Below are 25576 nucleotides of genomic sequence, written 5' to 3'. Positions count from 1 at the left end.
AAACCTGGATTAGCTCACACGGAGTACAAGGCCGCGGCTGGGCACGGTGTCAGCCTCGCCCGGCATCGAAACATAAGGCGCAGTCTCCTCGGCACGAACGACCCTGACCTCAGCCTCGAGCGCAGCGATGCGATCGGCAAAGCCGGCGTTCCACAGCGTGTTCTTGATGGTCAGCACGATGACGCCACCGGGACGGCAGACGCGGATCAGTTCGTCCAGCCCCTCGGCGCCGACATGGCCGGAGGTGAAAACGCCGGCCGAGACGATGCCGGCATAGGCATTGTCGGCAAAGGGCAGTGGCCCGCCGAGCGCCAGGCAATGCAGCGCCGAATAGACGCCCTTTGCCGCCGCTTTAGACAGCATGCCTTGCGAAATATCGAGCGCTTCGACCTGGGGATAGCCGGTGATGGCTAGCCACTCGCCGATCAGCCCGGTGCCGGCGCCGGCGTCGAGAAGCGGTGCGGCGCCGCGCGGCAGATGCCGTGCGAGCAGGGCCAGGCAGATCGTCGGATGGCGGTAGCCGGCGGCCGACATGTCGGCATCGTAGGTTTCCGACCAACTGTCATAGATCGCGGCGACGTCCTCGGGCCGTTGCGCCGCATAGGCGGCGCCAAGCCCGCCATGATCCTTGTTGCCCGCCATGGCTGTTTCTCCGCCAGCTCGCTGCTCACCCTCGATCGGATGATAGCCAAACGGCGAAAACTGTGGAACCGTTGTCGCAAGAAATAACACGCCAGGGGCAACAGGCATGGGGACCGACGAGGCACGCGCAACACTTGCGGCAATTCCGGCATTAGCGGGCTACGACGGACCGCTGGAGCGGCTGGGCGGGATGACCAATCTCGTCTTTCGGGCCGGCGATATCTGCCTGCGTATCCCCGGCAAAGGCACCGAGGAGTATATCAACCGCGCTAATGAGGCGGTGGCGGCGCGTGAGGCGGCCAAAGCGGGCGTCAGTCCCGAGGTGCTGCATGTCGACCCCGCGACAGGCGTGCTGGCGAGCCGCTTCGTTGCCGGCGCCGTGACGATGTCGCCGGAAAAGTTCAAGCTGCGCGCCGGCAGCCCGGCCCGCGCCGGCGAAGCCTTCCGCAGGCTGCACGCGTCCGGTGCGGTGTTTCCGTTCCGCTTCGAGCTGTTTGCGATGATCGACGACTATCTCAAGGTCTTATCGACCAAGGACGTCGCCTTGCCGCCGGGCTACCACGACGTGGTGCGCGAATCCGACACCGTGCGTGCCGCCCTTGCCGCGCATAGACTGCCGCTTGCGGCCTGCCATTGCGATCCGCTGTGCGAGAATTTTCTCGATACGGGCGAGCGGATGTGGATCGTCGACTGGGAATATTCGGGGATGAACGATCCGCTCTGGGACCTCGGCGACCTCTCGGTCGAAGGCCGGTTCGACACCGCGCAAGAGGAAGAGATGATGCGCGCCTATTTCGGCGGCGAGGCGAAACCGGCCGAGCGCGGCCGCGTCGTTATCTACAAGGCGATGTGCGACCTGTTGTGGACGTTGTGGGGGCTGATCCAGCTTGCCAACAACAACCCGGTCGAGGACTTCCGCGCCTATGCCGACGGCCGCTTCGCCCGTTGCAAGGCGCTGATGGAAACGCCTGAGTTTTCACGGCATCTGGCGGCGGTGCGCCAAGGTGAGGTCAATTCACGCCTTTCGGCACGTTCTCCGGCGGCACGACTGTTTCGACCACCTTCTGGCGGTGGAAGATGAACAGGCCGGCGAGCACGACGATGGCCGAGCCGATCAGGATGCGCGGTCCCGGCACGTCGCCGAAGAATGCCAGGCCGAAGATCACCGCCCATAGAAGCAGGCTGTAGTGCAGCGGCGCCAGCGTCGAGGCAGGGGCCAGTTTCAGCGCCCTGGTAATCATCAGATGCGCGCTGCAGGAGACGATGCCGAGCAGGAGCATGGCGCCGAAATCGAGTGCCGAGGGCGTCTGCCAGGCGCCTATGGTCATCACGCCGCCGACCAGCAGCGTGCCGATAGTCTGCCAGGTGACCAGCGTTGTGTCGCTGGTGCCGCGCAGGCGGCGGCTGAGGATGATGGCAAAGGCGAAGGCGATGCTGCCGACCAGCGCGAACAGCGAGGACTGCGAAAACGCCGCCGAAGAGGGTTTCAAGATGATCAGCACGCCGCAGAAGCCGACCAGGATGGCGGCCCAGCGGCGCCAGCCGACCTTTTCGCCGAGCAGGAAATGCGACAGCGCCGCCACATAGATCGGCCCGGCCATGTAGAAGCTCATCACATCGGCCAGCGGCAGATAGACGACGGCCGCGTAAAACAAGGCTGTGTCCACCGTGGTCGCCAGCACGCGAAGAATCTGGAGGACCGGCCGCTCCATCTGGAACAGTCTGCCGGCGCCCTGGTTGGCGATCATCGGGCCGAGCACGATGAAGGCCCCGATCGATCGGATCAGCACCACCTGGCCGACCGAGAAGCTGGCGACCAGCCATTTGCCCATCGCGTCGTTCAGCGCGAACATGAAGTCGCCGGCCAGCATCAAAAGGATGCCGGCCAGAAGCGCGTTCCTGATGGTAAAGGTGCGGACGAGCGACTGGGCCATGCGGCTCCCTAGCTGCAAGCGGCCGCTTTGACGAGGCAAATCGGTAAGACCAGCGGCGGAAATCGGCTGTTTCTACGCAGTTTTGTGCCGCCGGTTCACCTGTCCGGGACGGCCGGCGATCGACAGCCGTGTCTCCTGTTTCGTGCGCTCGGCCACCACCTTGCCCCTGGCGACGACGCACAGCCGTTCGGCACGCAGCCTCAAGGCCTCGATCGGGTTGCCTGCATCGAGGATGACGAAGCTGGCGCGCTTGCCCACGGCAAGGCCGAGATGATCGAGGCCCATGATGGCGGCGTTGACATTGGTGACCATGTCGAAGCAGCGTGCCATGTCGGCAGGGCTCGACATCTGAGCGACGTGAAGCCCCATGAAGGCGACGTCGAGCATGTCGGCGGTGCCCAGCGAATACCAGGGGTCGAGAACGCAATCCTGGCCCCAACCGACGCGGATGCCGAGCGCCAGCATCTCCTTCACCCGGGTCATTCCGCGGCGTTTGGGAAACGTGTCGTGGCGGCCCTGCAGCATGATGTTGATCAGCGGATTGGGGATCGCCGACACACCGGCCTCGGCAATCAGCGGCAGCAGCTTGGAGACGTAGTAATTGTCCATCGAGTGCATTGAAGTCAGATGCGAGCCGGCTACCTTGCCCTGCAGGCCAAGGCGCTGCGTCTCATAGGCAAGCTGCTCGATGTGGCGCGACAGCGGATCGTCGGTCTCGTCGCAATGCAGGTCGACCATCAGCCCGCGCTTCGCCGCGATTTCGCACAATTCGGTCACCGAGCGCGTGCCGTCGGCCATGGTGCGTTCGAAATGCGGGATGCCGCCGACGATGTCGACGCCCATGTCGAGCGCGCGCAGCGTGTTCTGGCGCGCCGTCGGCGAACGGTAGAAGCCATCCTGCGGGAAAGCGACCAGTTGCAGATCGATATAGGGCGCGACAATCTTCTTGACGTCGAGCAGCGCCTCGACCGCCAGCAGCCGGTCGTCGCAGACATCGACATGGGTACGGATGGCGAGCAGGCCCATCGAGACCGCCCAGTCGCAATAGGCGAGCGCCCGCTCGCGCACCGCGTCATGCGTCAGGAGCGGCTTCAGCTCGCCCCATAGCGAAATGCCCTCCAGCAGCGTACCCGAAGCGTTGATGCGTGGAATGCCGTAGGACAGCGTTGCATCCATATGGAAATGCGGATCGACGAAGGGCGGCGAGATCAGATTGCCACGGGCGTCGATCGACGTGCCGGCGCTGACATGCAGTTCGGGCTCGATGGCGACGATCGTCTCGCCGATGATGCCGAGGTCGGCGACGGTGCCGTCGGGCAGCGTTCCGCCGCGCACAACAAGGTCGAAATCCATCTGTCGTCATCTCCCCGCAGATCAATCGCCGCAATCGTGGCGCAAAAGACACCGTGCCGCAGCCGATTGTCTCCGCGACAGCGAAAGGTTCCATCCGGCCACAACTCGCTCTATAAGCCGCCTTTCGCCCTGGTGGCGAATCCGAAATTCGTCAGTCAGGCATGGGATCGGCCATTTGTTTCGCTTCTTCCGTTCGACGGAAAACCAGCGCCTTATCGCAAGGCTTTTGCGGGAATCCTTTCACGCGCATAGATTTGGCTACGCTGCGGCCATTCTGTCGATGCTGGTGGTGGCGGCAACGACAGCAGCCAGCGCCTATATGCTGCGCGAAATCACCAATGAATTCGTGGTTTACAAGCGGATTGGGCAGGTCAATCTGATCGCGGCGGCGACCGGAGCGATTTTCATTCTCAAGGGCTTCGCAAACTTCATCCAGGCCTACTTCATGAGCAGGGTCGGCAATGCCATCATCGCCGACCGGCAGCGCAAGATCTATGACAGCATTCTTGCGCAAGGCATCGAATTCTATCATTCGACCTCTTCGTCCGAACTGATTTCGCGCATGACGAACAATGCCCAGGCCGCGCGCAGCGTGCTCGACCAAATCGTCACGTCCTATGTTCGCGACCTGGTGACGCTGGCTGCGCTGGTGGGTGTGATGGTCTGGCAGCAGCCGGCGCTGTCCCTGATCTGTCTGGTGATCGGGCCGATCGCCATTTACGGCGTCAATCGTATCCTGAAGCGCGTCCGAAAAATTGCCTCGCAAGAATTCCGTTCGCTCGGCCAGATCGTGCAGGTGATGCAGGAAACTGCGATCGGCGTGCGCGTCGTCAAATCCTTCGGTCTCGAAGGCGCCATGCGCAAGCGCATGTACAAGGCCGTGTCGGACGTGGAGAGCCGCGCCAACAACATCGCCACGCTGGAGGCCGCCACCAGCCCGGTTATGGAAACGCTTGCGGGGCTGGCCATCGCTGGCGCCGTTTTTGTCAGCGGCTTCCTGGTTCTGGGCGGCGGCGGTCAGATGCCGGGCAACATCATGGCCTTCATCGCGGCGCTGCTGTTGGCCTATGAGCCGGCCAAGCGCCTGGCCCGCGTACGCATCTCGCTTGAAACCGGCATTGTCGGCGTGCGCATGATGTTCCAGCTCGCCGACCGGCCGCTGACGCTGGCCGAAAAGCCGGATGCAAAGCCGCTGCGGGCCGGGCCGGGCGAGATCCATTTCGACAATGTCAGCTTCGCCTACCCCGAAAGCGCGCCGGTGTTCGAGGGACTGGACCTGACGCTTGCCGCAGGCAAAATGACGGCGCTCGTCGGACCCTCGGGCAGTGGCAAGTCGACCATCCTCAACCTGATCATGCGCATGTACGACCCGCAGAGCGGCAGGGTGATGTTCGACGGGCAGGACATTTCTTGTGCCACGCTCACCTCGGTCAGGGAAAAGATCGCCTATGTCAGCCAGGACACGTTCCTGTTTGCCGGCACGATCATGCACAACATCAGGCTCGGGCGCGAGGGCGCCACGGACGAGGAAGTAATGGCCGCCGCAAGGGCCGCCAATGCACATGACTTCATCAGCGCCCAGGCGAAAGGCTACGACACGGATGTCGGCGAGAATGGCGCGCTGCTGTCAGGCGGCCAGCGCCAGCGCATCTCGATCGCACGCGCCATGCTGCGCAATGCCGAAATCCTGCTTCTGGACGAGGCGACCAGCGCACTCGACGCCGAATCCGAGGCGCTGTTCCGCGACGCGCTGCAGCAGCTGACGGTCGGGCGCACCACCATCGTCATTGCCCACCGCCTGTCGACCGTGCACCAGGCCGACACGATCGTGGTGCTGGAGGCCGGCAAGGTGGTGGAAAGCGGCGCGCATCGCACGCTGCTCAACCAGGGCGGGCTGTATCAGAAGCTTTACGAATATCAGCTGATGCCGTGAGCTTTACCCTCCCCCTTGTGGGGAGGGTCGCTGCGCAGCAGCGGGGTGGGGGTCGGCGCCGCACCCCCTCACTGCGGCACGTGCCTCACCGCGCCCTTGTCTGCGCTGGTGGCGAAGGCTGCGTAAGCGCGCAGCGCGGTCGTCACCTTGCGCTTGCGCTTTTCCTCGGGCTTCCAGGCCATGGCGCCCTTTGCCTCCATGGCCGCGCGGCGCGCATCTAGCTCGGCGTCACTGACCGCCAGACGTATGGTGCGGTTGGGGATGTCGATCTCGATCGTGTCGCCCTCTTGCACCAGCCCGATCAATCCGCCTTCGGCCGCCTCCGGTGAGGCATGGCCGATCGACAGGCCTGATGTGCCGCCCGAGAAGCGGCCGTCGGTGACCAGCGCGCAGGCTTTGCCGAGGCCTTTCGACTTCAGATAGCTGGTGGGGTAGAGCATTTCCTGCATGCCGGGGCCGCCACGCGGCCCTTCATAGCGGATGACGACGACATCGCCGGCCTTGATCTCGTTGGACAGGATCGCTTTGACGGAAGCGTCCTGGCTTTCGAACACGCGGGCCGGGCCGGTGAACTTCAGGATCGACTCGTCGACCCCGGCGGTCTTCACGATGCAGCCGTCGAGCGCGAGATTCCCTTTCAGAACCGCAAGCCCGCCGTCTCTGGAGAACGGCGTTTCGGCCGAACGGATGACGCCCTTCTCGCGGTCGAGGTCGAGCTCGTCCCAGCGGCGGTCCTGGCTGAAGGCGACCTGTGTCGGCACGCCACCCGGAGCGGCGAGAAAGAAGTCGCGGACGCTCTGGCTCGAGGTGCGGGAGATGTCCCAATGGTCAAGCGCTTCGCCGAGGCTTGCCGTATGCACCGTGGGCAGGTTGCGGTTGAGCAGCCCGGCATTGTCGAGCTGGCCGAGGATCGCCATGATGCCGCCGGCGCGGTGGACGTCTTCCATATGCACGTCGGACTTGGCCGGTGCGACCTTGCATAGCACCGGAACCCGCCGTGACAGCCGGTCGATGTCTTCCATGGTGAAGTCGACTTCTCCCTCGTGCGCGGCGGCAAGGATATGCAGCACGGTGTTGGTCGAGCCGCCCATGGCGATGTCGAGCGTCATGGCGTTCTCGAAGGCGCCCTTCGACGCGATGCTGCGCGGCAGCGCCGTCTCATCATTCTGCTCATAATAGCGCTGGGCGAGATCGACGATAAGGTGACCCGCCTCGACGAACAGCCGCTTGCGGTCGGCGTGGGTTGCCAGCGTCGAGCCGTTGCCCGGCAGCGAGAGCCCCAGTGCTTCGGTCAGGCAGTTCATCGAATTGGCGGTGAACATGCCCGAGCACGAGCCGCAGGTCGGGCAGGCCGAGCGCTCGATGACCTTGACGTCCTCGTCGGAGATCTTGTCATCGGCGGCGGCAACCATGGCGTCGACCAGGTCGAGCGCTTGTGTCTTGCCGGCGAGCACCACCTTGCCGGCTTCCATCGGCCCCCCGGAGACGAAGACGCTTGGGATATTGAGGCGCAAGGAGGCCATCAGCATGCCGGGCGTGATCTTGTCGCAATTGGAGATGCAGACCATGGCATCGGCGCAATGCGCGTTGACCATATATTCGACCGAGTCCGCGATCAGCTCGCGCGACGGCAGCGAATAGAGCATGCCGTCATGGCCCATGGCGATGCCGTCATCGACGGCGATGGTGTTGAATTCCTTGGCGACGCCGCCGGCCTTCTCGATCTCGCGCGCCACCAGCTGGCCAAGGTCTTTCAGATGGACATGACCCGGCACAAACTGGGTGAAGGAATTGACCACCGCGATGATCGGCTTGCCGAAGTCCGAATCCTTCATGCCGGTGGCGCGCCACAGGCCGCGGGCGCCGGCCATGTTGCGGCCGTGGGTGGTGGTGCGGGAGCGATAGGCAGGCATGAATTTTCCTTGGCTGGCTGGCTGCGCTCAACGCGGAGCGTGGCGGCGCTGGATTTGGATCGCAGGGTTTATAGACCGGCAAGTATGGTCTGGCCACATTTTTGCAATGCGCCAGAGTCTCGCTGAAATCAGGGTTTCGAAAAAGATTGCCGGCCAGTGTCGGATCGCTAGCCCGGCATCCGTCCTTGGGACGACGGCAAGGGAATGGCACCATTTCAATAAGTCAGCCGCTTCACCTGTAACCGCAACCAAACACCCGAGGAGCATGACATGCAAAAGATCACCACCTGCCTGTGGTTCGATGGCCAGGCCGAAGAGGCGATGAATTTCTACGTCTCCATCTTCAAGAATTCGAAGGTGCTGAGCGTGCTGCGTTGGCCCGAAGGCCATGCCGATGCCGGCAAGGCGCTGGTGACCACGTTCGAACTCGACGGCGTGCAGTTCCAGGCACTCAACGGCGGACCGCAATTCAAGTTCAACGAGGCGATGTCACAGTCGATCGACTGCAAGACCCAGGAAGAGGTCGATTATTTCTGGGACAAGCTCATCGAAGGCGGCGGCGAACCGTCGCAATGCAGCTGGCTGAAGGACAAGTTCGGCGTCTCCTGGCAAGTCGTGCCGGAGCAACTGCCGCGCCTGCTTCTGGATCCGGACCGGGCCAAGGCCGGGCGGGTGATGTCGGCGATGATGCAGATGAGCAAGATCGATATTGCGAAGATCGAGGAAGCTGCGGAGGGGTGAGAAGGGGTCCGCGTAGCGGACGAAAAGCCAATTGCTTGGCTTTTCGAGCTTCGAACGCCCTGAGCCATGCGAAGGGCCGGCGCGCGTTGGAGCCAATTGACCCTTCAACGTCGGCGCTGCCCCTCATCCGCCCTTCGGGCACCTTCTCCCCGTAAGCGGGCAGAAGGAAAAGGGGCGCCTTAGGCCGCCTTGTCGCGGACCTGGTAGTCCTTGACGGTTGCGAAGCGGATCGCCTTCCAGCGTTCGGCTTCGTAGTTCAGCGAGAAGGCGTGCTGGGCCAGAAACACCGGGTCGTTGTCGAGGTCGCGGGCGATGTCGCCGCGATGCGCCTCAATGAAGCGAAGCGTTTCGGCCTTGTCGTCGGCAGAGATCCAGCGGCAGACCGAGAAGCGCGACATTTCGAATTCGACCGGCAGCGTGTATTCGAAATTCAGCCTTTCCTTCAAGACGTCGAGCTGCAGCGCGCCGACAACGCCGACGATGGCCGGCGAGCCGTCTTCCGGCGAAAACAGCTGCACGACGCCTTCCTCGGCCATCTGGTGCAGCGCTTCCTTGAGTTTTTTCGCCTTCATCGCGTCGCCGAGGCGCACACGGCGCAGGATTTCCGGCGCGAAGTTAGGTACGCCGCGGAACAGTATCTCCTCGCCTTCGGTCAGCGTATCGCCGATACGCAGCGTGCCGTGGTTGGGAATGCCGACGACATCGCCGGCAAACGCTTCGTCGGCGGTGACGCGGGTGCGAGCGAAGAAGAACTGCGGTGCCGACAGGCTCATCGGCTTGCCGGTGCGCACCAGCTTGGCCTTCATGCCGCGCTCGAGCTTGCCCGAACAGACGCGCACGAAGGCGATGCGGTCGCGATGGTTGGGGTCCATATTGGCCTGGATCTTGAACACGAAGGACGTCATCTTCTCCTCCGTCGCCTCGACCTTGCGGGTGTCTGCCTCCTGCGCGCGCGGCGGCGGGCCGAAGGCGCCGAGCGCCTCGATCAGGTCGCGCACGCCGTAATTGCGCAGCGCCGAGCCGAAATAGACCGGCGTCAGATGGCCTTCGCGGAAGGCGTCGATGTCGAGCGGGCGGCAGGCTTCGCGCGCGAGTTCCAGCTCCTCGATGAAGGCTTCGCGCTCGTTTTCCGGCAGCAGGCCGGCGACGCGGTTGGAGTCGGGGCCGTTGACCGGCGTGCGGTCTTTCTCTGCATCGCCCCTGCGCACAGCGTTGAGCGCCAGGTGGTAGGTGCCGGCAAAAGTCTTGCCGCGGCCGATCGGCCAGGTGATGGGGGCAGTGTCCAGCGCCAGCTTCTGCTCGATCTCGTCCAAAATCTCGAAGGGGTCGCGGCTTTCGCGGTCCATCTTGTTGATGAAGGTGATGATGGGGATATCGCGCAGCCGGCAGACCTCGAACAGCTTCAGCGTGCGCGGCTCGATGCCCTTGGCGGCGTCGATGACCATGACGGCCGAGTCCACCGCCGACAGCGTGCGGTAGGTGTCGTCGGCAAAATCCTCGTGGCCGGGCGTATCGAGCAGGTTGAAGACATTGTCCTCGTATTCGAAGGTCATCACCGAGGTGACGACCGAAATGCCGCGCTCGCGCTCGATCTTCATCCAGTCGGACCGCGTCTGGATGCGGTCCTTCTTGGCCTTGACCTCGCCCGCAAGCTGGATGGCGCCGCCGAACAGCAGCAGCTTTTCGGTGAGCGTCGTCTTGCCGGCGTCTGGGTGGGCGATGATCGCGAAAGTGCGGCGGCGCGATACCGCCTGTTCGATGTCTTCAGCCAATTTCTGGAATCCTGTCTGTGGCGCGGGCTTCTAGCAGCGCATTGCTGGCCTGTCGACAGTTTCGGGCCGGCAGGCCGACCACACTTGAGCTTGAATCGTTACGGTGGCATCAGAGGAGCCCATTCTGAGAGGTCCGGTATGAGCAGCGCTAAAGAAGTCATCGTCATTGGCGCCGGCATTATCGGGGCGTCCATCGCCTGGCACCTGACCAAGGCCGGGGCGCGGGTGACTGTGATTTCCGATAGTGGTGCCGGCGGCGTCGCCACGCCAAACTCCTTTGCCTGGATCAACGCCAGCTGGGGCAATCCCGAAATCTATTTCCGGCTGCGCATCCGTGCGATGGCCGAATGGAAGCGGCTGGCAAACGAGCTGCCCGGCCTGCCGCTCGCCTGGTGCGGCGGGCTGTGCTGGGATCTGCCGGCCGACAGGCTCGAAGCCTACGCGGCTGAGCACGCTTGCTGGGGTTACGGCATCGAACGCGTCGACGCCGGGCGGGCAGCGCAAATCGAGCCCAATCTCGTCGAGCCGCCGGAATTCGCTGTCTATGTCGCGGAGGAAGGCGTGGCCGAACCGGTCGCAGCGGCCAAGGCGCTGCTGGCCCACGCAGAACGGCAAGGTGCGCGCGTTCTCTCCAGTTCTGTAACCGCACTTGTCCAGACCGATGGCAGGATTGCCGGTGTCGATACATCGCATGGGCTGATGCCAGCCGAAGAGGTGGTGATCGCAGCCGGTGTCGGGGCGCCCGATATTGCCGCTACCGCCGGCATCAAGCTGCCAATCGAGACGCCGCCCGGTCTGATCGTCCACTCGCAGCCCTACAAGAAGCTCCTCAACGGGCTGGTGCATGCCGAAAAGCTGCATATGCGCCAGACGGCGGAGGGCCGCATCATCGCCGGCTCGGATTTCGCGGGGAGCGATCCCGGTGAGAATCCCGACGCCACGGCGCGCGAGCTGTTTGCAGCAATGAAGGCGGCTTTGCGCGGCGCCGACGAACTGGAATTCGATTTCCACACGGTTGGCTACCGGCCGACGCCGATCGACGGCTTTCCGATCATCGGCCGCGCCGAGGGCACGGAAGGTCTCTATGTCGCCGTCATGCATTCCGGCATAACGCTGGCGCCCGCGGTCGGGCTGTTCGCCACGCGCGAAATTCTCGACGGCGAGCGTGATCCGCTGCTGACGCCTTATGGGTTGGGTCGGTTTGCTCAGTAGCCCGGCGGACGCTTGAAGCCGCCGGTCAGCGCTTCGATCGCCTTGGCGATGCCGAGCAGCCGCGATTCCGACCAGCGCTTGCCGACCAGTTGCAGGCCGATAGGCAGGCCGTCGCGGTCTTGCCCGCAGGGCAGCGAGAGTGCCGGATGGCCGGAATAATTGAAGACCGCGCCATAGGCCGGTAGCATCCAATAGCTTTGCTCCTTGCCGTCGACTTCGATCGGCGTGCCGGGCTCACAATGCGCGAAGGCCGTGGTCATGGCGACCGGGCACAGCAAGGCATCGCAGGTTTCGAAGAACCTGTCCCAGGCCAGGATCGAGCGGTCGCGGCGAGCGAGCGCCTCGAACCAATTGGTGATCGGCGTTGGCTGCTCCGGCGGTTCGGGCTGCGCTGCCTCCAGCATCATGCCGATCAGATCGCCGCCCTGCTCCAGATCGTCATGCAGATCGATCTCAGGCAAGTTCGCTTCTTCCACAATCACCCCTGCTGATTGCAACCGCTTGGCCAGGCTTTCGACCGCGGCAGCGATTTTACCAGCCACCGGAAAGCCGGGGAAGGACGGCGCGACGGCGATGCGCAATGTCTTGAGGTCGAGCCTGGGCATGGCCTCTACGGGCACCGGCGCGAGGTCGGTGTCTGCTCCGTCCGGGCCGGCGATGATTTTGTAGATCAGCGCAAGATCCTCCACGCTGCGCGCCAGCGGGCCGAGGCAGGACATCAGCCGCACGCTACGCGCCGCGCCGTTCGGATCGGGGAAGGCGCCGGGCAGGGACACGCGGTGCTCGGTCGGTTTCAACCCGTAGACGCCGCAAAAAGCCGACGGCAGGCGGATCGAATCCTGCATGTCGGTTCCGACATCGAACGGCGTCATCCCGGTCGCCACTGCTGCCGCGGCGCCACCGCTGGAGCCGCCTGAAGTGCGCGATAGGTTCCAAGGATTGCTGGTGCGACCGAACAGCGGATTGTCTGACTGCCAGTCGCCCAGCATGGTCGCGACATTGGTCTTTCCAATCAGGATGCCGCCTGCGGCTTTCAATCGGGAGACGACCGGGCTGTCCGATTTTGCCGTATGGTTGGCGAAAGGCGGGAAACCGACCGTGGTCTCCATGTCGGCCGTTTCGTGCGTATCCTTCAGGGTGAAGGGCACGCCATGCAGCGGGCCGAGCGCATCGCCATGCGCCAATGCCACGTCGGCGTTTTCAGCGCGCTCACGGGCGCCTTCGCGGTCGAGATTGACGATGGCGTTGACGGCCTCGTTGTGTCGGTCGATTTGGACCAGATGGGCGTCCAGAGCTTCGACGGCGGAGATCTTTCGCGCCGCGATTGCGGCGGCGAGATCGATGGTCGAGGAAAAGGCGAGGTCCATGATTGCTCCGGCTGCTGCCAAACGTATCGCGGTTTAAAACCAAGTTCAGCATTCGGAGATCATCGGCGCTTGATCAAAATTGCGCTTGCCGGTCGGTTGAGGTTGGCGCTCTACGGCGCCCCCTCTGTCCTGCCGGACATCTCCCCCATTTTGGGGGAGATTGGCAGCTTTGGCTTCGGCGCCTCTTTTTTCTGCGTTGAAAATTGGCGAAGGCCGCCATGACCTCCAATCTCCCCCCTCGTGGGGGAGATGTCCGGCAGGACAGAGGGGGGCGCGAAGGAATGCGGCATAGACTAGGGCCTAGACGACCAGTGCCAGCCTTGCCACAGCCGGCACGAACGGCCGAATGCTCATCCCATCACCCGTAATGGTCACAAAACTCGCGGGCGGGATGGCCTGCCAGTCGCCGCCTTCGCGGTCGAAGGGTTCGGACACGATGCAACGACCGCCGTTGCGGAGCGACGTGTACAGCGTCGGTGCGTGGGCATCGCTTGCGTAGCGCACGGCATAGAGCGCGCGCCCATCGGAAAGGGCTGCAGTGAGTTTCAAGGCCGGTTCGAGACCGGCGTGGCGTGACGCCTCCAGAACCCGAGCGGTGGCGCGCGATACTGCCCCTTGCGGGTCGCCAGCAAGACCCTCGTCGATCATCAGCAGGAAAAACAATTCGGAATCGGTGGTGCCCTCGCGCTGGTCGAAGACGGCGTCAGAGAGCGAGTTCTCCAGCGCGCGGCGGATCTTTTCGAAGCCGCCGATCTGGCCGTTGTGCATGAACGACCAGTTGCCGGAGATGAAGGGATGGCAGTTCATGCGGCTGGTGGCGCCGCCGGTCGACGCCCTGACATGGGCGAGGAACAGGCCGGATTTGATCTGCCGGCATAGGCTTTTCAGATTGGGATCCGACCAGGCCGGCAGGATGTCGCGGTAGAGGCCGGGCTCGGGCCGGTCGCCATACCAGGCAAGGCCGAAACCGTCGCCATTGGTCGGCGACTTGGCTTCCTGGGCGCAATGGCTCTGGGCGATCAGCGAGTGGCAAGGTGCGGTGACGACGTCTTCGAGGAAGACCGCTTCACCCAGATAGGCCGCCCATCGGCACATGGCTTCTAACCAATCCTAGGCGCGATCCAAGAGAGCCTGGGGCTCCTTGACCGCGTGCGAGCCTCTGTTGTGCGTCCGCTCGTAGAGTTCGCGAACGATTCGGCTTGCCGTAGTTTCGAAGAGAAACGGCAAGAAAGCGTGAACGAGTGCCGCACCAGCGGCCATCAGGAGGCGCGAGCAGAACCAGGCGGCAAAGGCCATATGGCTGAAATAGGTCTCGCCCACCTTGGCCGGGTGAGAGGTGAACAGCTTCGAAAACAGCGTCGTCATGGTGATCCCTCCTGCCGGGATAAGCCCCGATGTGGGTATCCTGCCACGGGGTAAAGGTTCATCGGTCTCAATTTGTCCTTGTCTAACGCCGTGGTTCGGGACATTCATCCCACATGGCGCTTGAATTTGATGAAATCGACCGAAGATTGCTGGCCGAGCTGCAACGCGACGGCACACTATCGGTCGATCAGCTCTCCGAAAAAGTGTCGCTGTCGCGCAACGCCTGCTGGCGCCGGGTCAAGCGGCTGGAAGAGGACGGCGTCATCACCGGACGGGTGGCGCTGGTCGATGCCGACAAGCTCGGGCTCGGACTTTCGGTGTTCATCCTGATCCGCACCTCCAATCATGACCCGGACTGGCTGCAGAAGTTCCGTGCGGCGGTGACCGGTTTTCCCGAGATCACCGGGGTCTATCGCATGTCCGGCGATCTCGACTACGTGCTGCGCGCCCGCGTCGCTGACATGAAGGCCTATGACCGGCTCTATCAGCGGCTGATCGCCAAGGTGGCGCTGTCGGACGTTTCGGCCTCCTTCGTCATGGAGGAGATCAAGGAGACGACCGTCGTTCCGATGGAATTGCGCTAGGTCACACTGACGCCTGAAAGAAAGCCGTTGATAGGCCTGCGGACGAGTTGACCGAATCGCCGTTCGCGCCGATAGGATCGATTTTATGCGCGCAGCCTTCCAAAATTCCTCCGTCATTGGTCCCACTGTCGGCTTCGTCAGGTTGCCGCATGGAGATGGACTTCCCCTTCCCGCCTATGAAAGCACCGGCGCCGCCGGCATGGATCTGCGCGCCGCGGTGCCGGAAGACCGGCCGCTGCTGATCCTGCCTGGCAAGCGCGCCTTGGTGCCGACCGGTCTGATCCTGGAAATTCCCGAAGGAATGGAAGGCCAGGTGCGGCCGCGCTCCGGCCTTGCCTTCAAGCATGGGCTGACCGTCCTCAATTCACCAGGCACGGTCGACAGCGACTATCGCGGCGAGGTCAAGGTGCTGCTGATCAACCTTGGCGACGAGGATTTCGCGGTGACGCGCGGCATGCGCATTGCCCAGATCGTCTTTGCCGCGGTGACGCAGGTGACGGTTGAGGAGCGCTCGCTGGCCGGCGCCACGACGCGCGGCGCGGGCGGGTTCGGATCGACCGGCACCGCCTGAAATGAGCATACCGAAACTGGTCATCTTCGACTGCGACGGCATCCTGGTCGACACCGAGAACCTTGCCAACCGGCGGCTTGCCGAGTGGTTTGTTGCCGCCGGTTATCCCACCACATTCGAATATTGCCGCAAATATTTTTCCGGCCGCAGCATGGCTTCGGTGCAGAAGGAAATCGAAGAGACGACCACGGTGCGGCTCGGCGCCGATTTCGTCGATCGCTGGAATGCCGGCCTGCCCGATCTGTTTGCGCATGGCGTCGAGGCGATCCCCTATGTGCGCGACTTCATCGAGGCGGTTCGCGCGGCCGGCATTCCCTATTGCGTCGCCACTTCCGCGCGTATCTCGAAGATGCACATCACGCTCGGCCAGACCGGGCTGCTGCCGCTGTTCGAGCATGGCATGTTCTCTTCGACCATGGTCAGCCGCGGCAAGCCGTTCCCGGACCTGTTCCTGCATGCGGCAAAGACCATGGGCTTTGTGCCCGCCGACTGCATCGTCATCGAGGACAGCGTTGCCGGCACGCAGGCCGGCATTGCCGCCGGCATGCGTGTCTATTCCTATCATGGCGATCCCTATTCCGACCGCGATGGCCTGGCCAGCGCCGGCGGCGTCCTGTTCGACGACATGCGCGAACTTGCCGGGCTGGTGCCGATCCACTGAAGCTGTGTTAGGTTCCGCGCGGCCAGCCTGAGGCGCCCATGCCAACGAACCTGCTTCGCTCCATCCTAAAGCGTTTCACCGTTTCATGGAAACGGCGAACCGCTCTATCTTTTTGTTTTGTCGCAATTTCCGGCCGGAAAACCGCACACACTTTTCCTGAAATTGCTCTAGCGCTTGTGCTGCTGCCGTGGCTTTGGACCGCAGCCGGCGCGCAAGCCGTCAGCTTCCCGGAATTCGGCAGCGCCATCCCCGGCCACATGGATGTGACCTATCTGGACCTCGCAAGGATGGTCATTCCCGGCCTCGCAGGTAACAGCAACGGTTTCTACCGGGGTGGATTGCCGATCGAGATGCGCCACATCGAGGGACCGGATGGCGGCGGTTCGCCGCCTGAGACATCGGGCCTCTCCAACGCCGGCGTGCTCGCCATCAAGGCCGGGGGCAAGGACCGGCTGGCGATGCTCTACGACCTCGGCGACTCTCCCGACAGCGCCGAAGGCTATGCCGTGCTGGCGCTCTACGACATCACAGACAAGCCGAAGCTGCTCGACGCCGTCAATGTCGCGCTCGACCGCGGCACCTATTTCCGTGAACCGGGCAAGCTTTCCGTTGGGCCGAACGACGACATCGTGATCACCATGAGCGCGCATTTCAATTCAAGCCAAAACTACGCAATCACGCCGCTGATCATGGTGCGCGACGACAAATTCCAACTGATCGACATGATCTTCACCTTCGATGAGAACCTGTGCGCCTACAGCCGGAAGCAGGACGTTGCTTTCCAGACGATCGCTGACGGACAGCCTTATGCCGCGGTCAAAGTGACGGTGACCGACGCCACGGTGCTCAACGGCGAGAGCTGCGACGACCAGCCGCCCAAGCCTGAAGCCCACGCAATTTCCGTCACCTATCATTGGGACAAAAAAACGTTGCACTATGTCAAGGATTCCGATGCGCTGGACAGATTGGCAGGAGAGAACGCCAAACGCTTCTGAGCCAACCGCATTCGTTTGCTCGGTGCATTGCTGCACGATAGAATCTGCCGGCATTTCGCATCTGAAGGGAGCACTCATGGACAAGGGCAAGATCTTTCGCGACCTGCACGCCTCGACCTTCGTCATGCCCAACCCCTGGGATGTCGGCACGACCAAGCTCCTGGCGTCCTTCGGTTTCAAGGCGCTGGCGACCACCAGCGCCGGTTTTGCCTTCTCGCGCGGCCTGCCCGATGGCGCAGTGACCTTCGAGGCGATGATCCACCATTGCCGCGAGCTGACGGCGGCAACCAGCCTGCCGGTGTCGGCCGATCTCGAGAAAGGCAAGGGCGACAGCGCGACGAGTGCCGCCGAGACGGTTTTTGCGGCCGAAGCGGCAGGTCTCGCCGGCTGCTCGATCGAGGACCATACCGGCGATCCCGACAAGCCCATCTATGAGTTTTCACACGCCGTCGAGCGCGTTGCAGCTGCTGCTGAAGCCGCACGGGCGCTCAAGCATGATTTCGTCTTCACCGCGCGGGCCGAGAATTTCCTTTGGGGCAAACCGGATCTCGACGACACGATCAAGCGGCTGCAGGCCTTCGAAAAGGCCGGCGCCGACGTGCTCTATGCGCCGGGCCTCAAAGATGTCGAGACCATCCGGAACGTCTGCTCGGCAGTGAGCAGGCCGGTCAATGTCATGGCACTCCCGGCCTTCACCATCGCCGACCTCGCCATGGCCGGGGTCAAGCGCATCTCGCTTGGGCCGTGGCTGACCAATTTCGCCTTCGGCATGCTGGAAACCGCGGCGCGAGAGATCCAGCAGGACGGCACGTTCGGCTTCACCCGCGCCGCCATGCCGTTCGGCAAATTGCAGGCGCTGTTTTCCAAATCCTCAGGGTAGGGGTCCCGGCGCATGACGCTCACCGTCGTCGACATGCACACCGGCGGTGAGCCGGTCAGGATCGTCACGGACGGCTATCCAGACATTCCCAAAGGCACGATCCTGGAAAAGCGCGCCTATGTGCGCGACCACCTCGACCATTTGCGCAAGCTGCTGATCTTCGAGCCGCGCGGCCACTACGACATGTATGGCGCGCTGCTGGTGGAGCCCGACCTGCCCGGCGCCGACCTGGCCGTGCTGTTCATGCACAATGAGGGTTATTCCACCATGTGCGGCCACGCCATCATCGCGCTTGGCCGCTACGCCGTCGACGAAGGACTGGTGGCGAAACAGGAGCCAATCACCATGGTCAACATCGAGGCGCCGTGCGGCATGGTCGTCGCTTCGGTGGAGGTCAAGGACGGCAAAGCGGGATCCGTGTCGTTCGAAAGCGTGCCGGCCTTTCTGTTTGCCCATGACCAACAAATCGAATTGGCGGGATACGGCAAGATTGCGTTCGACATCGCCTATGGCGGCGCCTTCTACGCGCTGGCCGACTGCCATCAATTCGGCCTGGAGTTCGGCCGCAGCCGGGTGCGCGATTTCGTCGACGCGGCAACCGCGCTGACCGAGCGGCTGAAGGCGGAGTTCCCTCTATCGCATCCCGACCATGCCGATCTCGCTTTCCTCTACGGCACCATCCTCACCGATGGACGAGATGCGTTCTCCAGCGAGGCAACGAAAAACATCTGCGTCTTTGCCGATGCCGAGGTCGACCGCTCGCCGACCGGCTCCGGCGTCACCGCGCGGCTGGCGGCAATGCATGCCAAGGGTGAAATCAACCCTGGTCAGGAGCGGTCCTTCGAAAGCATCGCCGGCTCGCGCTTTTCCGGAGCGGTGGCGCGCACGACCATGGCCGGCCCGCATGATGCGATCATCGCCCGCGTCGGCGGCCGCGCCTACTATTCGGGCCGGGCGGAATTCACCGTCGAGCCGGATGACGAATTGGGACGCGGTTTTCTTCTGCGTTGATAGGCCTATCGCCCGGCGCTCTCCCGCGCGCCGACCGCCTTGTGCAGATGCACCATCATGGCGGCGGCAAAGAGCGGCGTCAGCAGGTTGAGCAGGGGCACGGCGAGGAAGGCAGCGATGAGCAGCCCGGCCAGAAAGACGGTGCCGGCATATTTCCGGCGCAACGCCCTCGCCTCATCTTCCGGGCGGAAGCGCATGGCGGCGAATTCGAAGAATTCACGTCCGAGCAGATAGCCGTTGACGATGAAGAAGGCGGCGATGTTGACGCCTGGAACCAACAGAAGGAGCAAGGCGACGATGTTGCCCAGGATGACGACGCCGAAGAATTTCACCGACAACACGAGCGAGCGCAGCGCCGGCATGGCGCGTCCGACGGGATCGGCCGGATAGTCGGTGCGCTCGACCACTTCGGCGATGTCGTCGAGAAACAGGCCCGCCACGATTGCCGTCACCGGCGCGATCAGCAGCGCCATCCCGAAGGCAAGCGCGATGGCAGCGATGATGCCGCTCAGCCATCCGGCCCAGGACGGCAGGCCAGGCAGCAAGGAGTGAACCCATGGCAGGGCCAGCCAATCGACAAGCCCGGTCAAGACGAACCACAAGGCGACCAGCGCCAGGACGGTCAAGCCCAGCGTCTTCAGGAAAACCGCGCGGAATTCGGGAGAAAACAGCCGGCTGAAGGCGGCGCGGGCAGCGTTGGAGATCACGGCGTTTCCACCCCCAGGAACAAACGGATATCTCCGACATAGGCGGAGACCCTGTCAGCCGCAAGCCTGCTGGAGCAGGCGCAATTCCGGACGGGAACTAGAGCATGATCCCAAAAAGTGGGTACCGGTTTTTGGAAAAGATCATGCTCCAACAAAGGGCTAGATCATGATGAGATTTCAACCAAATCTCATCACGATCTAGCGCGCCAGCGCCCGGGAGCGGGCGGGGATGGTCATTGCCGCAACGCCGGCGACGACGCAGCCCATGCCCCAGAAAGCTGTCGGCCCAAGGCTTTCACCGAGGAACAGGACGCCGATGCCGACGCCGATCGGCACGCGCAGATAGGCCTGCGACGTCGTGCCGACCGAACCAAGCGTGTGGATGAGGCGGAAAAAGATGCAGAAGGCCAGCGCCGTGGAGAACACCGACAATGCCAACAAGGCCAGTATCGACGCCATTGAAGGCGACAGCGTCCACGGGCGGTCGAAGGCCAGGCTCAAGGGGACGAGGATGACCGCGCCGCACAGCATCGAGCCGGCGGCCGGCAGCATCGGGTCGAGTCCCCTAAAGCTGCGGCCGAAAATGGCGGCGCCGGCATAGCAGACCGTGGCGGCAATGACGGCAAGCTGCGCCCACAATTGATGGCCGAGCCCGCCAAGCGCCTGGGTGCCGACGATCAGGCAAATGCCGGCGATGCCGGCACCGACACCGAACAGCTTGCGTGCGGTCACGGATTCATGGCGGGTGATAAGCGCGGTCAGCAGGAAGGTGAAGATCGGCGAGGTCGCGTTGAGAATGGTGGCCAGACCGGCGTCGATGGAGCGCTCGGCGGCGGCGATCAGCGTGAACGGCACGACGCTGTTGAGGCAGGCCTGGACCATGAACCGCCACAAGGTCGCGCTGTCCTTGGGCATGGCGAGGCCGCGCCAGCGGATCAGCGCGAGCAGGATGGCGCCGGCAATCAAGGTGCGGGCAGCGATGAAGGATATCGGCGGGATCGTCTCGACACCGATCTTGATGAAGGTATAGGACGCGCCCCACAGGGCGGCCAGCACGCCAAGCAGCGCCAGTTCGGTGGTCATGTCGGTCTTTGCTTGCATGCGGGTGCTTCCAGCGCTTGATTTGACGCCAAGCTTGTAGGCGACCCGGCGGTCAGATGCTTCGGCCACGGTCGAACTGTGATGGAGCCTCGTCCCAGGCGCGCGCGCCGGCTTGGGCCGGCAAAGGATGGAAATCGGTTGCCATTTTTCGGGGTGATGCTGTAGACCCGCCCGGGCGCGGCAGAAAGCCGGCAGGTTCCAGGGCGGAGACATTGATGCCGGATTATGACGTGCTTTGCATCGGCAATGCCATTGTCGACATCATCGCCCAGTGCGACGACGCTTTTCTCGAGACCAACGGCATCATCAAGGGTGCGATGAACCTCATCGACACCAAGCGCGCCGAGCTCCTCTACAGCCGCATGGGGCCGGCGATCGAGGCCTCCGGCGGCAGCGCCGGCAATACGGCGGCGGGCATTGCCAGCTTCGGCGGCCGCGCCGCCTTCTTCGGCAAGGTGTCGAACGATCCGCTCGGCGAAATCTACGCCCATGACATCCATGCCCAGGGCGTCGCCTTCGACACCCGGCCGCTCGAGGGCCAGCCGCCGACGGCGCGCTCGATGATCTTCGTCACCCCCGACGGCGAGCGCTCGATGAACACCTATCTCGGCGCCTGCATCGAACTCGGGCCGGAAGACGTCGAGGCCGACAAGGCGTCGGGCGCCAAGGTGACCTATTTCGAGGGCTATCTGTGGGATCCGCCGCGCGCCAAGGAGGCGATCCGGCAGACGGCGAAGCTGGCGCATGCCGCCGGCCGCGAAGTGTCGATGACGTTGTCGGATTCGTTCTGCGTCGACCGCTACCGCGACGAGTTCCTCGAGCTGATGCGCTCGGGCACCGTCGACATTGTCTTTGCCAACAGTCACGAGATCAAGTCGCTCTACCAGACAAAATCCTTCGACGAGGCGCTGGCGGCTATCCGCAAGGACTGCAAGATTGCCGCCGTCACCCGCTCCGAAAAAGGCTCGGTGATCGTGCGTGGCGAGGAGACCGTCACCATCCAGGCGACGACGATCCGCGAGCTGGTCGACACCACCGGCGCCGGCGACCTCTACGCTGCCGGTTTCCTCTATGGCTATACGAGCGGGCGCAGCCTGAAGGATTGCGGCGATCTCGGCTCGCTGGCCGCCGGGCTGGTGATCCAGCAGCTTGGGCCGCGGCCGCGGCAAAACCTGCGCAGCGCGGCCCAACTGGCGGGCCTGCTGTAGGGCCGTCTTTCGGCGCGCAGCGCCGAGCCAGATGAGGGGTGCCCGCCGGTTGAGGCTGTCCGGCGCTCCGCTCAGGCGGTGCGGCGAAGGTCGTCGGACGTAGGCCCGGGTTCCAAAGCCCCGGCGGTGACCAGCCGGTTGCGGCCGCTCTTTTTGCCGATGTACATCAGTCGGTCGGCGAGCGTTATCAGCGCCTCCGAATCGGACGCTTCCGCCGGGTAGATGGCGACGCCAACGGTGCAACCAACATGGATGGCTCCATTCGGCGTCGGCACCTTGATCCGCAGCTTTTCCAGGATACGTTCGGCGACGCCCACGGCCTTCTGTCGGGCCCGGCTAGCCTCTCCTGAAAACAGGAATGCGAACTCGTCTCCACCGAGCCGCGCCACGAAATCAGCGCTGCGCAGGATGGTGCGAAGCTGACCCGCCACCTCCTGCAGCAGCGCGTCGCCGGCCTCGTGGCCGAGCGTGTCGTTGACCTTCTTGAACCTATCGAGGTCGATGAACAGCAGGCCGGCCGCCTGGCCGGTGCTGTCGCAGCGGTCGATCACCGACCTCAGCTCGTTGTGAAAGGCGCGCCGGTTGGGCAGGCCGGTCAATGCATCGTGGTTGGCCGAATGATCGCTCTGCTGCTTGGCCAGCTCGATCTCGCGCTTTTGTACGGAGAGTTCCTCATTGGCGGCCTTGAGTTCGAGCAGCAGTTCGGCATTGAGATCCTCGACTACCTTACGGTCGCTGATGTCGACGACGAAACCTTCGAGGAATTCGAGTTCGCCGGCACCATCCCAGACCCCGCCTCCGATCTCGCGCACCCAGAGCGGCTCGCCGACCTGTGGCACGATGCGGTAGTCGACGTTCCAGTTGCAGCGCGCCTCGAGCGCGGTATCGACGGCGGCATAGACGGCAGCGAGATCATCCGGGTGGATGGCCGAGACATAGTCGCGCACGGCATTTTGAATGAAGTCGCTCGGCCGATAACCGCTGACGGTGAAAATGCCGTCGCTGATGTAGAGCATGGTGTAGGACGCATCGTTGCGGCAACGGTAGAGATAACCGTCCATGCGGCCGGTGATGCTCAGCAGCGCATCCAGGCGCTCGTCGTGATAGACCCCCTGGCCGACCACAGATGCCGTGTCATGCTTCATGGCCGCACCCCCGTTTTGGCGGTCTGAGCGCGCCGCCAATGCCATAAGGCCATAGGGGGCGAGAACGTTCCCTATAGCAGCCGAATATTATCAATCTCTTATGGGTTGGCGATTTTGCCGCCAATCAGGCTCCCGCGCTATAGGCCGCGATCGCAGCCATGTTGACGATGTCCGAATCCTTGGCGTTGAGCGAGACGATCTGGACCGGTTTGTTCAAGCCGACCAGCAGCGGGCCGATGACGGTGGAGCCGCCGAGTTCCTGCAGCATCTTGGTCGAGATCGAGGCCGAGTGGAACGCCGGCATGATCAGCACATTGGCCGGGCCGGTCAGCCGGATGAACGGATATTGCGCCATGGCGCGGGCATTGAGCGCGACGTCGGCGGCCATTTCGCCGTCATATTCGAAATCGACCCGGCGTTTGTCCAGGATACGCACCGCTTCCTGGACCCGCTCGGAACGTTCGCCCTGCGGGTGGCCGAAGGTCGAATAGGCAAGCATGGCGAGCCGCGGCTCATAGCCCATGCGGCGGGCGAAGCCCGCGGCCTCCTCGGCGATGTCGGCGATCTGTTCGGCATTGGGCATGTCGTGCACGGCGGTGTCGGCGACGAGCACGGTCTTGCCCCTGGCGAGCACGATCGAGACGCCGATGACGCGGTGGCCGGGCTTGGCGTCGATGACGCGGCGGATATCGTCGAGCGCCGTGGAATAGTTGCGGGTGACGCCGGTGACGATGCCGTCGGCATCGCCCAGCGCCACCATGCAGGCGGCGAAATGGTTGCGGTCATTGTTGATCAGCCGCTGGCAGTCGCGGAACAGGAAGCCTTTGCGCTGCATGCGCTCGTAGAGATAATCGGTATAGATGCCGTTGCGGCGCGACAGCCTGGCATTGATGATCTCGATGCCTTGCTTGTTGAGGTCGATGCCGGCGTGCCTGGCGTTTTCCTTGATGACATCGTCGCGGCCGAGCAGGATCGCGGTGCCGAGCTTCTGGTTCACATAGGAGACGGCGGCGCGCATCACCTGTTCTTCCTCGCCCTCGGCAAAGACGATGCGCTTGGGCTGGCGGCGGACGCGGTCGTAGATGCGCTGCAAGGTCGAGGCGATCGGGTCGCGGCGGGCCGACAGCTCCTGCGCGTAGCGGTCGAGGTCGAGGATCGGCTTGCGGGCGACGCCCGACTCCATCGCCGCCTTGGCCACAGCGAGCGGGATGGCCGAGATCAGGCGCGGATCGAACGGCACCGGGATGATGTAATTGGGGCCGAATTTCGGCCGGTTGCCCTGATAGGCGGCGGCGACATCGTCGGGCACGTCCTTGCGCGCCAGGTCGGCCAGCGCTCTCGCTGCGGCGATCTTCATGTCGTCATTGATGGTGGTGGCCCTGACATCCAGCGCACCGCGGAAGATGTAGGGGAAGCCCAGCACATTGTTGACCTGGTTGGGGTAGTCGGAACGCCCGGTGGCCATGATGGCGTCGGTGCGGATTTCGGCCACTTCCTCCGGCGTGATCTCCGGGTCGGGATTGGCCATGGCGAAGATGATCGGGTTCTTGGCCATCGATTGCACCATCCTGGTGGTCAATGCGCCCTTGGCCGACAGGCCGAGGAAGACGTCGGCGCCATCCAGCGCCTCGGCCAGGCTGCGCGTGGCGGTCTTGACCGCATGCGCCGACTTCCACTGGTTCATGCCTTCGGTGCGGCCCTGGTAGACGACACCCTTGGTGTCGCACAGGATGATGTTCTCGGGGGCAAACCCCATCGCCTTCATCAGTTCGATGCAGGCGATGCCGGCCGCACCGGCGCCGTTGCAGACCATTTTCGTGGTCTTCATGTCGCGGCCGGTGATCTCCAGCGCGTTGATCAGCCCGGCGGCCGAGATGATGGCGGTGCCGTGCTGGTCGTCATGGAAGACCGGGATGTCCATCAGTTCGCGCAGGCGCTGCTCGATGATGAAGCATTCCGGCGCCTTGATGTCTTCCAGGTTGATGCCGCCGAAGGACGGGCCGAGAAAGCGCACGCAATTGATGAACTCGTCGGCATCCTCGGTGTCGACCTCGAGATCGATGGAATCGACATCGGCGAAGCGCTTGAACAGCACCGCCTTGCCTTCCATCACCGGCTTGGAGGCCAGCGCGCCGAGATTGCCGAGACCGAGAATGGCGGTGCCGTTGGAGATGACGGCGACCATGTTGCCGCGCGTCGTGTAGTCGAAAGCGCGGCTGGGGTCTTCGGCAATGGCCAGCACAGGAACCGCGACACCCGGCGAATAGGCGAGGCTCAGATCGCGCTGCGTCGCCATCGGCTTGGTGGCGACGATCTCCAGCTTGCCGGGGCGGCCCATGGCGTGGAATTCCAGCGCCTCCTCGGCGCTGACGGAGGGGCCGCTATTTTCGGTTTTCTTGGCCATGATGCTTTTGATTTCCTCGCCGGTGTCGCCCCCTTGAGACGGGTGCGTGTTTTTGAAACTTCTGGATCAAGGCTACA

General features: G+C 63.6%; 23 protein-coding genes. 11 read left to right on the top strand and 12 right to left on the bottom strand.

Annotation, left to right across the window (positions count from 1 at the left end):
• Positions 1-9 precede the first annotated feature (9 nt).
• The gene (locus NKI88_RS05575) at positions 10-642 is read right to left on the bottom strand and encodes a class I SAM-dependent DNA methyltransferase (protein ID WP_023692639.1); all 633 of its coding nucleotides are present in this window, start codon (positions 640-642) and stop codon (positions 10-12) included.
• A 106-nt stretch (positions 643-748) separates the two neighbouring features.
• Between NKI88_RS05575 and NKI88_RS05570 the strand changes: the two genes are divergently transcribed.
• A complete protein-coding gene (locus NKI88_RS05570; protein WP_023702650.1) occupies positions 749-1723 on the top strand; it encodes a phosphotransferase family protein in 975 nt (324 codons plus the stop codon).
• Here the strand turns inward: NKI88_RS05570 and NKI88_RS05565 are convergent.
• Together NKI88_RS05565 and NKI88_RS05560 are read right to left on the bottom strand one after the other, a co-directional pair.
• Positions 1653-2576 carry a DMT family transporter gene (locus NKI88_RS05565; protein WP_023688809.1) on the bottom strand — a complete coding sequence of 308 codons (924 nt, stop codon included), beginning with the start codon at positions 2574-2576 and terminating at the stop codon, positions 1653-1655. The genes NKI88_RS05570 and NKI88_RS05565 overlap by 71 nt on opposite strands.
• A 72-nt stretch (positions 2577-2648) precedes the next feature.
• On the bottom strand, positions 2649-3929 hold the full coding sequence (locus NKI88_RS05560) for an amidohydrolase family protein (RefSeq protein WP_023702648.1): 1281 nt from the start codon (positions 3927-3929) through the stop codon (positions 2649-2651).
• Positions 3930-4104: 175 nt separating this feature from the next.
• Here NKI88_RS05560 and NKI88_RS05555 point away from each other — a divergent pair, with 175 nt between their 5' ends.
• Entirely contained in the window at positions 4105-5862 is a 1758-nt protein-coding gene (locus NKI88_RS05555) for an ABC transporter ATP-binding protein (protein ID WP_023685110.1), read from the top strand.
• Between the two features lie 68 nt (positions 5863-5930).
• Here NKI88_RS05555 and ilvD read toward each other — a convergent pair whose 3' ends face one another.
• Positions 5931-7775 (bottom strand): dihydroxy-acid dehydratase, encoded by a 1845-nt coding sequence (gene ilvD, locus NKI88_RS05550; protein WP_023806963.1) that lies wholly within the window; start codon positions 7773-7775, stop codon positions 5931-5933.
• Between the two features lie 270 nt (positions 7776-8045).
• On the opposite strand from ilvD, the gene NKI88_RS05545 reads away from it, so the two are divergent.
• Positions 8046-8516, top strand: a complete 471-nt coding sequence (locus NKI88_RS05545; protein WP_023672886.1) for a VOC family protein — start codon at positions 8046-8048, stop codon at positions 8514-8516.
• A gap of 179 nt (positions 8517-8695) precedes the next feature.
• On the opposite strand, the gene NKI88_RS05540 is transcribed toward NKI88_RS05545, so the two are convergent.
• Positions 8696-10288 (bottom strand): peptide chain release factor 3, encoded by a 1593-nt coding sequence (locus NKI88_RS05540; protein ID WP_023755673.1) that lies wholly within the window; start codon positions 10286-10288, stop codon positions 8696-8698.
• A gap of 138 nt (positions 10289-10426) precedes the next feature.
• Here NKI88_RS05540 and NKI88_RS05535 point away from each other — a divergent pair, with 138 nt between their 5' ends.
• The gene (locus NKI88_RS05535; RefSeq protein WP_023672884.1) at positions 10427-11500 is read left to right on the top strand and encodes an NAD(P)/FAD-dependent oxidoreductase; all 1074 of its coding nucleotides are present in this window, start codon (positions 10427-10429) and stop codon (positions 11498-11500) included.
• Here the strand turns inward: NKI88_RS05535 and NKI88_RS05530 are convergent.
• The 3 genes from NKI88_RS05530 to NKI88_RS05520 form a co-directional block, all read right to left on the bottom strand.
• Complete coding sequence (locus NKI88_RS05530) at positions 11494-12867, bottom strand: amidase (RefSeq protein ID WP_352654119.1); 1374 nt, start codon at positions 12865-12867, stop codon at positions 11494-11496. The two genes, NKI88_RS05535 and NKI88_RS05530, sit on opposite strands and share 7 nt — an antisense overlap.
• Positions 12868-13167: 300 nt before the next feature.
• Complete coding sequence (locus NKI88_RS05525) at positions 13168-13962, bottom strand: class II glutamine amidotransferase (protein ID WP_023685116.1); 795 nt, start codon at positions 13960-13962, stop codon at positions 13168-13170.
• A gap of 15 nt (positions 13963-13977) precedes the next feature.
• Entirely contained in the window at positions 13978-14232 is a 255-nt protein-coding gene (locus NKI88_RS05520; protein WP_023685117.1) for a DUF6356 family protein, read from the bottom strand.
• 113 nt (positions 14233-14345) lie between these two features.
• Between NKI88_RS05520 and NKI88_RS05515 the strand changes: the two genes are divergently transcribed.
• The 6 genes from NKI88_RS05515 (at position 14346) to NKI88_RS05490 (ending at position 18934) form a co-directional block, all read left to right on the top strand.
• Positions 14346-14816: an Lrp/AsnC family transcriptional regulator gene (locus NKI88_RS05515; protein WP_023672880.1), complete on the top strand. Its 471-nt coding sequence runs from the start codon at positions 14346-14348 to the stop codon at positions 14814-14816.
• A gap of 85 nt (positions 14817-14901) precedes the next feature.
• Positions 14902-15387 (top strand): dUTP diphosphatase, encoded by a 486-nt coding sequence (gene dut / locus NKI88_RS05510; RefSeq protein WP_023672879.1) that lies wholly within the window; start codon positions 14902-14904, stop codon positions 15385-15387.
• Between the two features lies 1 nt (position 15388).
• Positions 15389-16048: an HAD family hydrolase gene (locus NKI88_RS05505; protein WP_023713561.1), complete on the top strand. Its 660-nt coding sequence runs from the start codon at positions 15389-15391 to the stop codon at positions 16046-16048.
• A gap of 176 nt (positions 16049-16224) precedes the next feature.
• Positions 16225-17043, top strand: a complete 819-nt coding sequence (locus NKI88_RS05500) for a hypothetical protein (RefSeq protein ID WP_023672877.1) — start codon at positions 16225-16227, stop codon at positions 17041-17043.
• Between the two features lie 76 nt (positions 17044-17119).
• Positions 17120-17923 carry an isocitrate lyase/PEP mutase family protein gene (locus tag NKI88_RS05495; protein WP_023672876.1) on the top strand — a complete coding sequence of 268 codons (804 nt, stop codon included), beginning with the start codon at positions 17120-17122 and terminating at the stop codon, positions 17921-17923.
• 12 nt (positions 17924-17935) lie between these two features.
• The gene (locus NKI88_RS05490; RefSeq protein ID WP_352518561.1) at positions 17936-18934 is read left to right on the top strand and encodes a proline racemase family protein; all 999 of its coding nucleotides are present in this window, start codon (positions 17936-17938) and stop codon (positions 18932-18934) included.
• 5 nt (positions 18935-18939) lie between these two features.
• Here NKI88_RS05490 and NKI88_RS05485 read toward each other — a convergent pair whose 3' ends face one another.
• Both NKI88_RS05485 and NKI88_RS05480 read right to left on the bottom strand, forming a co-directional pair.
• On the bottom strand, positions 18940-19641 hold the full coding sequence (locus NKI88_RS05485; RefSeq protein ID WP_023672874.1) for a sulfate transporter family protein: 702 nt from the start codon (positions 19639-19641) through the stop codon (positions 18940-18942).
• Between the two features lie 198 nt (positions 19642-19839).
• Positions 19840-20742: a DMT family transporter gene (locus NKI88_RS05480; RefSeq protein WP_023672873.1), complete on the bottom strand. Its 903-nt coding sequence runs from the start codon at positions 20740-20742 to the stop codon at positions 19840-19842.
• Between the two features lie 215 nt (positions 20743-20957).
• Between NKI88_RS05480 and NKI88_RS05475 the strand changes: the two genes are divergently transcribed.
• Positions 20958-21950 (top strand): adenosine kinase, encoded by a 993-nt coding sequence (locus NKI88_RS05475; protein WP_352518562.1) that lies wholly within the window; start codon positions 20958-20960, stop codon positions 21948-21950.
• A gap of 71 nt (positions 21951-22021) precedes the next feature.
• On the opposite strand, the gene NKI88_RS05470 is transcribed toward NKI88_RS05475, so the two are convergent.
• Both NKI88_RS05470 and NKI88_RS05465 read right to left on the bottom strand, forming a co-directional pair.
• A complete protein-coding gene (locus NKI88_RS05470; protein ID WP_031206324.1) occupies positions 22022-23095 on the bottom strand; it encodes a GGDEF domain-containing protein in 1074 nt (357 codons plus the stop codon).
• A 124-nt stretch (positions 23096-23219) separates the two neighbouring features.
• Entirely contained in the window at positions 23220-25499 is a 2280-nt protein-coding gene (locus NKI88_RS05465) for an NADP-dependent malic enzyme (RefSeq protein WP_023672870.1), read from the bottom strand.
• Positions 25500-25576 lie beyond the last annotated feature (77 nt).

It is taken from the genome of Mesorhizobium sp. M0317 (genome assembly GCF_040321555.1).
GTDB lineage: Bacteria > Pseudomonadota > Alphaproteobacteria > Rhizobiales > Rhizobiaceae > Mesorhizobium.
This window is presented reverse-complemented; position numbering and strand designations above follow the sequence as displayed.